Source organism: Bradyrhizobium sp. SZCCHNR2028 (genome assembly GCF_032380995.1).
In the GTDB taxonomy this organism is placed as follows: Bacteria; Pseudomonadota; Alphaproteobacteria; order Rhizobiales; family Xanthobacteraceae; genus Bradyrhizobium.
In genome coordinates, this window is the sequence record NZ_JAUHJF010000006.1 from 161274 (window position 1) to 173229 (window position 11956).

12 protein-coding genes are annotated in these 11956 nt (G+C 65.5%); 3 read left to right on the top strand and 9 right to left on the bottom strand.

Annotated features, from left to right (window positions below; genetic code table 11):
- Positions 1–41 precede the first annotated feature (41 nt).
- The 5 genes from QX121_RS12760 to QX121_RS12780 form a co-directional block, all read right to left on the bottom strand.
- Positions 42–845 carry a hypothetical protein gene (locus QX121_RS12760; RefSeq protein ID WP_315812099.1) on the bottom strand — a complete coding sequence of 268 codons (804 nt, stop codon included), beginning with the start codon at positions 843–845 and terminating at the stop codon, positions 42–44.
- Between the two features lie 220 nt (positions 846–1065).
- On the bottom strand, positions 1066–1575 hold the full coding sequence (locus tag QX121_RS12765) for an OsmC family protein (protein ID WP_315812100.1): 510 nt from the start codon (positions 1573–1575) through the stop codon (positions 1066–1068).
- A gap of 57 nt (positions 1576–1632) precedes the next feature.
- Entirely contained in the window at positions 1633–2418 is a 786-nt protein-coding gene (locus tag QX121_RS12770; protein WP_315812101.1) for an ABC transporter ATP-binding protein, read from the bottom strand.
- A complete protein-coding gene (locus QX121_RS12775; protein ID WP_315775730.1) occupies positions 2418–3263 on the bottom strand; it encodes an ABC transporter permease in 846 nt (281 codons plus the stop codon). Before QX121_RS12775 ends, QX121_RS12770 begins: the two co-directional genes overlap by 1 nt.
- 290 nt (positions 3264–3553) lie before the next feature.
- On the bottom strand, positions 3554–4528 hold the full coding sequence (locus tag QX121_RS12780; RefSeq protein ID WP_315751904.1) for an aliphatic sulfonate ABC transporter substrate-binding protein: 975 nt from the start codon (positions 4526–4528) through the stop codon (positions 3554–3556).
- A 196-nt stretch (positions 4529–4724) separates the two neighbouring features.
- Between QX121_RS12780 and QX121_RS12785 the strand changes: the two genes are divergently transcribed.
- From QX121_RS12785 to QX121_RS12795, 3 genes are all read left to right on the top strand, one after another.
- A complete protein-coding gene (locus tag QX121_RS12785; protein WP_315812102.1) occupies positions 4725–7520 on the top strand; it encodes a [protein-PII] uridylyltransferase in 2796 nt (931 codons plus the stop codon).
- A 93-nt stretch (positions 7521–7613) separates the two neighbouring features.
- The gene (locus QX121_RS12790; RefSeq protein WP_315812103.1) at positions 7614–7979 is read left to right on the top strand and encodes a DUF1304 domain-containing protein; all 366 of its coding nucleotides are present in this window, start codon (positions 7614–7616) and stop codon (positions 7977–7979) included.
- A 458-nt stretch (positions 7980–8437) separates the two neighbouring features.
- Entirely contained in the window at positions 8438–9664 is a 1227-nt protein-coding gene (locus QX121_RS12795) for an ABC transporter substrate-binding protein (RefSeq protein ID WP_315812104.1), read from the top strand.
- A 257-nt stretch (positions 9665–9921) separates the two neighbouring features.
- Here QX121_RS12795 and QX121_RS12800 read toward each other — a convergent pair whose 3' ends face one another.
- The 4 genes from QX121_RS12800 to QX121_RS12815 form a co-directional block, all read right to left on the bottom strand.
- Positions 9922–10539, bottom strand: coding sequence for an ATP-dependent Clp protease proteolytic subunit (locus tag QX121_RS12800; protein ID WP_315812105.1), 618 nt, complete (start codon positions 10537–10539; stop codon positions 9922–9924).
- A 43-nt stretch (positions 10540–10582) separates the two neighbouring features.
- A complete protein-coding gene (locus tag QX121_RS12805) occupies positions 10583–10942 on the bottom strand; it encodes an SRPBCC domain-containing protein (RefSeq protein WP_315773169.1) in 360 nt (119 codons plus the stop codon).
- Positions 10939–11253 (bottom strand): metalloregulator ArsR/SmtB family transcription factor, encoded by a 315-nt coding sequence (locus tag QX121_RS12810; RefSeq protein WP_315715146.1) that lies wholly within the window; start codon positions 11251–11253, stop codon positions 10939–10941. Before QX121_RS12810 ends, QX121_RS12805 begins: the two co-directional genes overlap by 4 nt.
- Positions 11254–11465: 212 nt before the next feature.
- On the bottom strand, positions 11466–11894 hold the full coding sequence (locus tag QX121_RS12815; RefSeq protein WP_315812106.1) for a DUF1330 domain-containing protein: 429 nt from the start codon (positions 11892–11894) through the stop codon (positions 11466–11468).
- Between the last annotated feature and the right edge of the window lie 62 nt (positions 11895–11956).

Sequence of the window (11956 nt, forward strand, 5' to 3'; positions counted from 1 at the left end):
CGTGACATGCAACTCGGTGGGCACGCTTCGCTTTGCCCACCCTACGCAAGCTGAGGAGCTGCCTTCCGTCGCCCCAGCCACCACAGGCCGAGATTCCAGCCGACGCAGGTCGCGAGCGCACCGCTCAATCCGACTGTAGCGCCGAGGTGCAGGCTGCCGAGATGCAGCACGACGACGGCGAGCGAGAAGCCGATCAGGCCCCAGGCGCCATTGGCCAGCACGGCAGCGGTGGCGGGGCCGCCGATGCGCGGCTGCAGGATCAGCATCATGGAGGTGAAGACGATCGGAAACAGCGCCAGGATGCCGGAGACGCTGGGGCCGGCCCAGCCGGAGACCGAGGTGACGGTGGCGACGAGCGTTGCGACCAGCGAGGCACGCAGCGGCACGTCGTACCAGCGCCGCGTGATCAGCGGCATCTTGGCATGGCGATAGCGCTGCAGCAGCGGCAGGCAGATGGCGAACGTCACGACGTTGGCGGCGATGCCCATCAACAACGTCCACTGCACGCTCTTGATCAGCACCGCGAGGCCGAGCCACATCGCCACCGCCGTGGCACTTGCCACCAGCACGCTGCGGCGCTGCGCCAGCACGGCATAGGCAAGGCTGAGGAAGATCGTCGCGGCGTTGATCGGCAGGCTGGTCAGCGAGCCCTGCGCGATGAACGCGGCATCGTGGTCCAGCGCCAGGAACACGTAGGTCGGCCCTGCCGAGATCGGCAGGGTCGCGACCAGCGCGCCGATGACGGGCCCGGTGCGCTCGGCGATCATCGACGCCGACACCACGAACGACGCCGCGATCGCCATGCGCAAGGTCAGCAGCAGCAGGAACGAGGGATCGAGGGACATCAGCTCACGCGGCGCGGACAGTGATCTCCCTCCACCGCCTGCGGGGGAGGGCCGGGGTGGGGGCGCGGCTCGGGTGGTGATGATGGGTGCGTTGTGTGGAGAGAATTCCCCCACCCGCCGCGCATCTGCGATGCAGGGCGACCTCCCCCGCACGCGGGGGAGGCGCAGACCGCGCAAGCCTCACCAGCTTGTCGTCATCAGCGGCAAGGCGAGGGCGACCTCACACCCGCTTCAAGCTGACCGACACCTTCGGGCCGTTCTTGATGGTCTGATACACCACGCAATAGCGCTCGGTGAGCTTGAGCAGCAGGTCGAGCTTGTCCTGCGGGGCGTCGGTGTCGACCTCGAAGCGCAGGCGGATTTCCTGGAAGCCGACCGGGGCCTCCTTGTCGACGCCGAGCGTGCCGCGGAAATCGAGATCGCCTTCGGCGAACACGTGGCCGCTCTTGAGCGGGATCTCGACCGCGGTCGCGACCGATTTCAAGGTCACGCCGGCGCAGGCGACCAGCGCCTCCAGCAGCATGTCGCCGGAGCACAGCTCGAGCCCGGAGCCGCCGGTCCCCGGATGCAGGCCGGCCACCGCCATCGCGCGCCCGGTCTCGAGCTTGCAGGTCAGCCCCTCCTGCCCGACCTCGCCCTTGGCCTTCAAGGTGATCACGGCGGCGGACGGGTCGGCCTTATAGCGTTCCTTGATCGGCGCCTGCATGGCGCGCAGCTCGGCAGCATCCATTTGTCGTTCTCTCCCGGATTTATTTCAGACGAGATGTACCGGGACCGGCCGCCAAAGTCACCACCACAGGCCGCCGCCGGCGTCACGCCTGCCCTGCGTGTCCGGCATCGTCCGGTCGAGCGAGCGGTCCAGCGCGGTCAAGACATGCCGCTTGAACTGCTCGAACAAGGGCGCGTTGCGGTCGCGCGGCCGCGACAGATTGATGGTGATCTCCTCGAACAGCCGGCCCGGATGCGGCCGCATCACCAGCACGCGGTCGGCCAGCACCACGGCTTCCTCGACGTCGTGGGTCACGAGCACCAGCGTCGGGCGCGTATCGGCCCAGAGGTCGAGCAGATGATCCTGCAGGTCCTTGCGGGTGAAGGCATCGAGCGCAGAGAACGGCTCGTCGAGCAGGAGCACCTCCGGCTGCGCCACCAATGCGCGGGCGATCGCGACGCGTTGCGCCTGGCCGCCGGACAATTCGCGCGGCCAGACCTTCGCTTTGTCGGCGAGGCCGACACGTTCGAGCGCGCGCGCGACGCGATCGCGGCGCTCGGCCGCCGGCAGCTCGGACAGGCCGAAGCCGATGTTGTCGGCGACCGTGAGCCACGGCAGCAGCCGCGGCTCCTGGAAGATGATGCCGACCTTGGGATGCGGCGCCGTGATCGCCTCGCCGTCGAGCGTCACGGCGCCGGCGCTGGCGCGGTCGAGCCCGGCGACGGCGCGCAGCAAGGTCGACTTGCCGCAGCCGGAGCCGCCGATGATGGCGATGATCTCGCCGAGCTGGATCTCAGCCGAGAACCGCTCCAGCGCGTGGACGCCGTTGGGATAGACCTTGGTGACGGCTTGCAACGACAACATCAGGCGGCCCCGCTCTGGCGTGCGAAGCTGTCCTGCCAGCGCAACAGCGGCGCGGTGGCGATCTCCAGGAGCCAGTCGGTCGCCTTGCCGATGATGGCGAAGATCACGATGGCCGCCACGATCTGCGCCGGCTTGCCGAGCTGCTGGCCGTCGATCAGGAGGTAGCCGAGCCCTTCCGACGCCCCCATGAACTCGGCGGCGACGACGAACATCCACCCCAAGCCGAGGCCGACGCGCAGCGACACGACGTACGCCGGCAGCACCGCGGGCAGCAGGATGCGGCGGATCATCGCCGGCCCGGAGAGACGGAAGATGCGGCCGACCTCGACGATCTTGCGGTCGACCGAGAGGATCGCGCCGGTCAGGCCGAGATAGACCGGGAAGAATACGCCGACCGCGATCAGCGCCACCTTGGAGGTCTCGAAGATGCCGAGCCACAGGATGAACAACGGCACCCAGGCGATCGAGGGAATCGCGCGCAACGCCTGGATGGTGGGATCGACCAGCCGCCGGGCGAGGCCCCAGTAGCCGCAGATGCCGCCGAGGACAGTTCCGGCAATGACGCCGAGGCCAAAACCGACGCCGACGCGGGTCAAGGTCATCGTGATGTGGCGGGAGAGTTCGCCGGAGCGGGCGAGCTCGGCGATGGTGGTGAAGACCTTCGAGGGCGGCGGCACCAGCCGGCCGTTGGACCAGCCGGCCCGGACGGCAAGCTCCCAGGCGAGTGCGAGCGACAGCGGCAGCAGCAAGCCGAGCAGCGGGCGCGTCAGCCGCGTGAGCCATGGCTGGCGAGCAGTCTGGGGTATGGCGGCAGCCGGCGCCTGCAATTCGACGGTCATGGTCATAGTGAGAACAGTGTCCCGCGCGGGAATGCAAGGCGTGGTCATGGTGGATGGTAATGGGGCCGAGGACGGCGCTCCTAACTTGCTGTCGTCCCGGCCTTGAGCCGGGACCCATACTCCGCGGCCGCCGTGGTGAGACGAGATGCCGCTCCAGCCTGCCTCCCAACGACCTTCACGGAGTATGGGTCCCGGATCTGCGCCCGCCAGCGCTTCCGCGCTGGCGGGCTTGTCCGGGACGACACCGTTATTTTGTCTGCAGCATTGGTTGTATCTGCAACAGTGCTTCGTGCGTTCTAGTTCGTCGGCAGCGGGACCTGGTCGTCGATCAGGGCATCCAGCGTCGCCTTCACATCCACCTTCGCATCGACGACGCCGGCCTGCTGCAAAGCGAGGCCCGCGGCCAAGATCGACTCGCGCTGGGGCGCGCCGATGCGGCTGTGGGTCAGCTCGGTGCGCTCCTTGAGCTGCTTGTCGACGACGGTCTCCGGCAGCTTGGTCACGGCGATGAAGGTCTTCTTCAGGTCGTCGTAATTCGCCAGCGCGTCCTTGCGTGCGACCTCGTAGGTGGCGAGCACGCGGCGGACGATCTCGGGATTGTCCTTCAGGAACTGCTCACGGACGTTGAGGATGCCCCAGGTGTTGGCGTCGGCCTTGCGGTAGAACAGCCTGGCGCCCTCCTCGACCTCGGCCTGCGCCATCATCGGATCGAGTCCGGCCCAGGCGTCGACGTCGCCGCGGATCAGCGCCGCCTTGCCGTCGGCGTGCTGCAGCAATACCGGCGTGATGTCCTTGTCGGTGAGGCCGGCTGACAACAGCGCGCGCACCAAGAAGATGTGCGGATCGGTGCCACGGGTCACCGCGACCCGCTTGCCCTTGAGGTCGGCCACGGAGGCAATCTTGGAATCCTTGGCCGTGACCAGCGCGGTCCATTCGGGCCGCGAATAGACGTAGACCGACTTGATCGGATTGCCGTTGATCCTGGCGACCAGCGCGGCGGAGCCGGCGGTCGAGCCGAAATCGAGCGAGCCGGCGTTGAGGAATTCGAGCGCCTTGTTGGAGCCGGCCGACTGCACCCAGACGATGCTGATGCCGTCCTTGGCGAACTCCTTCTCCAGAAGTCCTTTCTGCTTCAGCACCAGCGACACCGGATTGTAGGTCGCCCAGTCCAAGCGGATCTCCTTCACCGGCTCGGCCGCGCGTGCAGCGCCGCATCCCAGGAGAACCACGGCCGCAACCGCAGCAAATCCGCGCCTCGACAATCCACCCATCGTCACCCCTCCAAGCCTCAAGAAACATTGCTGTGGTTTCAATGAGTTATGCCAGGGGCGCGCGAGAATTGCTTTTCCTTTCGACGGCACCATTCAGAACGATCATCATCCCGTGACCACCGATGACAGCATGGATCGATTGTTGCATTGGAAGTTTCGTGACAGCACAGGCCTTGTTCGATATCCGGTTGCATCCATGGACAGCGTCGCCCCCAATTCCCACCCCGATAGCCTTTCCGATTTCGACAGCGCCAGCATCGCGGTTGCGGTCGACGCGTTGGCCGCGCAGCATTCGGGCCGCGAGGACATGTTCCGCGCCGCGGTGGTGCAATTCCTCAAGGCCGAGCTGGTCAAGGCGCGCGCGGCCGCCCAGGCGCAACTGTTGAAGGACCGCCATGGCCGGCGCTGCGCCGAGCAGCTCTGCTTCGTGCAGGACGAGATCATTCGCATCCTCTACGCCGCCGCCACCGAGCACCTCTACCGCTCGCAGGTGCCGAGCGGCGCCGAGCGCATGGCGGTGGTCGCCACCGGCGGCTATGGCCGCGGCCTGATGGCGCCGGAGTCCGACATCGATCTCCTGTTCATCCTGCCCTACAAGCAGACCGCCTGGGGCGAGCAGGTCGCCGAAGCCATCCTGTATTCGCTGTGGGACATGGGGCTGAAGGTCGGCCATGCGACCCGCTCGGTCGACGAGTCGATCCGCCAGGCGCGCGGCGACATGACCATCCGCACCGCCATCCTGGAGACGCGCTATCTCGCCGGCGACCGCCCGCTCTATGACGAGCTGGTCGCGCGCTTCGACACCGAGGTCGTCCAGGGCACCGCCGCCGAGTTCGTCGCCGCCAAGCTGGCCGAGCGCGAGGAGCGGCACCGCCGCGGCGGCCAGTCGCGCTATCTCGTCGAGCCCAACGTCAAGGACGGCAAGGGCGGCCTGCGCGACCTGCATACGCTGTTCTGGATCGCCAAATATGTCTATCGCGTGCGTGAGACCGCTGAATTGGTCGAGCGCGGCGTGTTCGACGCGCATGAATACCGCACCTTCCGGCGCTGCGCCGATTTCCTGTGGTCGGTGCGCTGCAACCTGCACTTCGTCAGCGGTCGGCCCGAGGAGCGGCTGTCATTCGACCTGCAGCGCGAGATCGCGGTGCGGCTCGGCTACACCAGCCATCCCGGCATGCAGGATGTCGAGCGCTTCATGAAGCACTACTTCCTGGTCGCCAAGGAGGTCGGCAATCTCACCGCCATCCTGTGCGCCAAGCTCGAGGACCAACAGGCCAAGCCAGCGCCGGTGCTGAGCCGGATGATCTCGCGCCTGACCACCGGCTCGACCTGGCGGCGCGTGCCGGAGAGTGACGACTTCATCGTCGACAACAACCGCATCAACCTCGCCGCGCCCGACGTCTTCAAGCACGATCCGGTCAATCTGATCCGCATCTTCCGGCTGGCGCAGAAGAACAACCTCGCCTTCCATCCCGACGCGATGCGCGCCGTCACGCGCTCCTTGAACCTGATCAACACCGAGCTGCGCGACGATCCCGAAGCCAACCGGCTGTTCATGGAGATCCTGACCTCCAACGACGCCGAGGTCGTGCTGCGGCGGATGAACGAGACCGGGGTGCTCGGCCACTTCATCCGCGCCTTCGGCCGCATCGTGTCGATGATGCAGTTCAACATGTACCATCACTACACGGTCGACGAGCACCTGATCCGCTGCATCGGCTTCCTGCAGGAGATCGAGCGCGGCGGTGCCGACGAGTTCGTGCTTGCCACGGACCTGATGCGCAAGATCAGGCCCGAGCACCGCGCCGTCATCTACATCACCGTGCTGCTGCACGACGTCGCCAAGGGACGGCCCGAGGACCATTCCATCGCCGGCGCCAAGATCGCGCGCCGGCTGTGCCCGCGGCTTGGCTTCAACAATGCCGACACGGAGCTGGTCGCCTGGCTGATCGAGGAGCATCTGACGATGTCGACGGTGGCGCAGTCGCGCGACCTGTCGGACCGCAAGACGATCGAGAATTTCGCCGCCGTGGTGCAGTCCGTCGAGCAGATGAAGCTGCTGACGATCCTGACCACCGCCGACATCCGCGGCGTCGGCCCCGGCGTCTGGAACGGCTGGAAGGCGCAACTGCTGCGCACGCTCTACTACGAGACCGAGCCGGTGCTGACCGGCGGCTTCTCCGAGGTCAACCGCGCCAAGCGCATCACCGCGGCGCAGGCCGAATTCCGTAACGCCTTCACCGACTGGCCCGAGGACGAGCTCAACACCTATATCGGCCGGCATTATCCGGCCTACTGGCTCAAGGTCGAGCTGCCGCGCAAGATCCGCCATGCCCGCTTCGTGCGATCGAGCGAGGATGCCGGCCACAAGCTCGCGATCAATGTCGGCTTCGATCCGGCGCGCGGCGTGACCGAACTGACGATCTTCGCGATGGACCATCCCTGGCTGCTGTCGATCATCGCCGGCGCCTGCGCCTCCGCCGGGGCCAACATCGTCGATGCCCAGATCTACACCACGACCGACGGGCGCGCGCTCGATACCATCGCGATCTCCCGCGAGTATGAGCGCGACGAGGACGAGGGCCGGCGTGCGACCCGGATCGGCGAGACCATCGAGCAGGTGCTGGAGGGCAAGCTGCGGCTGCCGGACGCCGTGGCGCGGCGGACGACGCGCGGCAAGCAGCACAAGGCGTTCTCGGTCGAGCCGGAAGTGACCATCAACAATCAATGGTCGGAGCTCTACACCGTCATCGAGGTCTCCGGCCTCGACCGCCCCGGCCTGCTCTACGAGCTGACGACGGCGATCTCGAAGCTGAACCTCAACATCGCCTCGGCCCATGTCGCCACCTTCGGCGAGCGCGCGCGCGACGTATTCTACGTGACCGATTTGCTGGGGGCGCAGATCAACGCGCCGACCCGGCAGGCGGCGATCAAGAGCGCGCTGCTGCATTTGTTGGCGAACGACGACGCGGCCGCCCAACCGGCGGCATGAGAGACCATTGCGCGGCATTGAGCCGCTCGGAGCCGATTTGAACGAGGGGACCGGCACCGGCGCCGGTCCCGGCAGGCTTGGGGGAGCCGAACCATGGCATTGATTGCAGACATCGTCGTCGGACTGATCGGCCTGCTTCACGTCTACATTCTCGTGCTCGAGATGTTTCTCTGGACCAAGCCGGCCGGCTTGAGGGCGTTCAACAACACGCCGGAGCGCGCGGAGCAGACCAAGGTGCTCGGCGCCAATCAGGGCCTCTACAACGGCTTCCTCGCCGCCGGCCTGCTCTGGGGCCTCGCGCAGCCGGCGCCGGCGTTCGCTTTTCAGATCAAGGTGTTCTTTCTGCTCTGCGTGCTCGTCGCGGGCCTCTATGGCGCCGCCACGGCGAGCCGCAAGATCCTGTTCATCCAGAGCGTGCCGGCGGCAGTCGGCCTGGTGCTCGTCTGGCTGGCGGCTTGATCAGCACCGAGTCCGCGGCCGTCCTTCGAGACGCCTGCGGACGATGTCGGTGCCCATGAGGACGTCATTCCGGGACATTCGCGCGCAAAATGGCGAAGCCGTTTTGAAGCAGCGACCACAGATGTCGTCCCGGGCGACGTTCGAGGCAGGATCGCAACTCCGAGTCTTCGCCACAGGGCGGCCTGTGGTTATGGATCCCGGCTCTGCGCCCTGACGTCGCTGCGCGACGCCAGGGCTTGGCCGGGACGACACTGAATGTCAGGGGGCAGCTTGGCTCGCAATGGTGCGAAGTCACGATCATCGAGCTTGCATCCTAAGCTCTCGCCCCGCGGAACCGCCGCAGTCCCGGTGGCGGCTCGCCTTGCGTCCGCCAAGCCGTTCCTCCACACTGCCTGTAGCGATGGCGCCCGTCCGGGCAGACCAGCCGCACAACAACATTCAGGAGGAATGCAGACCCCATGCGACAGGGATATTTCCGTCTTGCAGGCGCGGCCGCTTTGGCCGTCACCCTCTCCGTCACGTCAGCCTCGGCCCAGAAGAAGTATGATCCCGGCGCCTCCGATACCGAGATCAAGGTCGGCCAGACGGTGCCGTTCTCGGGTCCCGCCTCGGCCTATGCCTCGATCGGCAAGACCCAGGCTGCCTACTTCAACATGATCAACGAGCAGGGCGGCATCAATGGCCGCAAGATCAAGCTGATCCAGTATGACGACGCCTATTCGCCGCCCAAGGCGGTCGAGCAGGTCCGCAAGCTGGTCGAGGACGACGAGGTGCTGCTGACCTTCCAGATCATCGGCACGCCGTCGAACGCCGCGGTCCAGAAATACCTCAACGCGAAGAAGGTGCCGCAGCTGTTCGCCGCCACCGGCGCCACCAAGTTCACCGACCCCAAGAACTTCCCCTGGACCATGGGGTACAATCCCAACTACTTCACTGAGGGCCGCATCTACGGCCAGTACATTCTGAAGGAGCATCCCAACGCCAAGATCGGCGTGCTCTATCAGAACGATGATCTCGGCAAGGACTATCTGAACGGGATCAAGGCCGGCCTGGGTGACAAGGCATCGACCATGATCGTCGCCGATGCCTCCTACGAGGTGTCCGATCCGACCATCGACTCGCAGATCCTCAAGATCAAGGCGGCCGGCGCCGACCTGCTGTTCTCCGCCGCGACGCCGAAGCAGGCCGCTCAGGCCATCAAGAAGCTGCATGAGCTCGACTGGCACCCCGTCCACATCGTCGATATCAATGCCACCTCTGTCGGCGCAGTGATGCAACCGGCCGGCCTCGAAGCCTCCAAGGGCGTGATCTCGGTCAATTACGGCAAGGACCCGCTCGATCCGACCTGGAAGGACGATCCGGGCATGAAGCGCTATCTGGATTTCATGGCCAAGTATTATCCGGAGGGCGACAAGAACTCCAATTTCAACGTCTATGGCTACGGGAACGCACAGCTCCTGGTGACGGTGCTGCAGATGTGCGGCGACAACCTGACGCGCGAGAACGTCATGAAGCAGGCGGCGTCGCTGAAGGACGTCGTCGGCGACCTGTCGCTGCCGGGCATGAAGATCAACACCTCGCCGACCGACTATCGCGTCAACAAGCAACTACAGATGATGAAGTTCAACGGTGAGCGCTGGGAGCTGTTCGGCCCGATCCTGGAGGACAAGGGCGCGGCGGGCTAGCTGCACTCGACGTCGTTCCAGGGCGTGCGATAGCGACGAGCCCGGACCCTCGAGATTCCGGATTCGATGCTGCGCATCGCCCCGGAATGACGCGGTCAACATCGATGGGACGGGGCTGCGGGATAGCGCGGCCCCGTTCTGCATTGCGGCACGGGTTGCGCCCGTTCGCCGCTGCGTGCGCTCGCCGACGGCCATTCGACCGCATCGCGGGTGACAACGGCTGTTGCGGTAGGATCCGCCGTCGCGTCGAGGAAGTGTCAGTCGTTGATGACCTCACCCTGGTCTCGTTGCTTGACGACCCGGTCGATCAAGCCCCACTGTAAGGCTTCGTCCGCGGTCATGAAGTGATCGCGATCCAGGGTGCGCTCGACGTCTTCATACGTACGTCCGCAATGCTTGGCGTAGAGCCTGATCATGCGGCGCTTGGTCTGCTCCATCTCCTTGGCGTGAATCAGGATGTCGGACGCCTGGCCCTGAAAGCCGCCGAGCGGCTGATGGACGTGAAGACTCGCATTGGGCAGCGCCGTCCGCTCGCCGGGCTCTCCCGCCATCAGAAGAAACGAGCCCATCGATCGCGCCGTTCCCATGCAGAGCGTGTGTACCGGTGCTTTGACGAATTGCATCGTGTCATACATCGCGAGGCCGCTGGTGATCACGCCGCCGGGTGAATTGATGTAGAGATGGATCGGCCGCTTTGGGTTTTCCGCCTCGAGAAACAGCAGTTGCGCGCAGACCAGGGCGGACACCGTGTCGTTGACCTCGCCGTTGAGGAAGACGATCCGCTCACGGAGCAGCCGCGAATAGATGTCGAAGGATCGTTCGCCCCGACTGGACTGCTCTATGACCATAGGGACGAGTTGCATCGTGTCGCGCATGCGCGAGCTCCCGGTTTCAGTGGGTTGTTAGTGAACTAGAGCGTCAAGCCGCGCGCATCAGGCTGCGCCGGTTGCTGTTCGCCGCCGGCGGCGTCCGCCGCATCAGCTTCGTGACGACCAGTCCGTGAATGATTCTCAGCCTGGTCCCGCCTGCGGCATTGGGCATGACCTGGAACGTCACGATGCTCTCGAGGTACGGCGGCTCGTCGTCGCGCATCCGGTAGCGAACTTCTTCGCCGGGCGTCGAGGAGACCGGCGCGGCATCGGCCAATTCTCCTGAAGGCAGCCAGTTCTCGCGCAGCGCGGGAATGCTGATCGCCCGCCACACCTTCTCCGGCGGAGCGTCGAGTTCATAGTCGAGCACCAGATCGTCGCTCTGCCGGTCAGCCTTGATATCGGTCATTGGTCCATGTCCTTCAGCACGGCCTTCAACGCATCGACCCGCGACGGCCAGTAGGCGCGGTACTTCGCCAGCCAGCGCGCGATCTGCGCCAGGCCCTCCGGATCGACCTCATAGTTGACGAAGCGACCCTGCCGTTCTTCCCTCACCAATCCCGCGCTTCTGAGAACCGCGAGGTGCTGGGACATCGCCGGCTGGCTGATCGTCAGACCCTCGCGAAGCGCGCTGGCATTCATGCTGCCGTTCGCCAGCTTCTCGAAGATCGCGTATCGCGTCGGATCAGCCAGGGCCCTGAAGATGTCACTCTCGATCATGCCAACACATAAGCATAAACTTATGTATCATGCAAGCGGCAACGGAGGCTGAGAACGCGGATGTCTTCGAGCAGAGCGCCGCGCCTGGGCGCTTCTCGATCAGGACTCGCTCTCACCCAGCCCACTGCCGCGCTCCCTCCCCCACAAGGAGGGAGGGAACGTACCTTTTGCTTGTCGACTGCCGACTACCAATCTTGCGGGTGTAGTCAGACTTACCCCGCCGGCACCTCGCCAAAGTTCTTGCCCACCGGCAGCACGGCGTGGCGGATCAGGCGCGAGTCTTCGACCGCAGCCTGGCGGTGCTTCACTGCCTCGCGATAGACGGGATCGCGGATCATCGCGACGAAGGCTTGCACGCTCGGATATTCGGCGATGAAGCAGTGATCCCAGTATTCCTCCTGCGGACCGATCAGCATCAGCTCGAAGCGACCCTGCCAGACGACGCGGCCGCCGAGGCGCTCGAACACCGGGCCGCTTTCGCGGCCATAGGCGGCATAGGCTTGCGCGCCGCTAACCTTGCGTCCATCGGGATAGGCCGCCTCCTTGCGCAGCCGCACCAGGTTCAGCATGTGGATCGGACCCGGGCGGTCATTCTCCCGGAACTGCGCGAACACCTCCTTGGTGGGATCGATATGGCCCATGAATTCCCTCGCCTGATTGTTGTTGACCTTCGCTTAACCATAACGCGGCGTTAGCGGCGCGA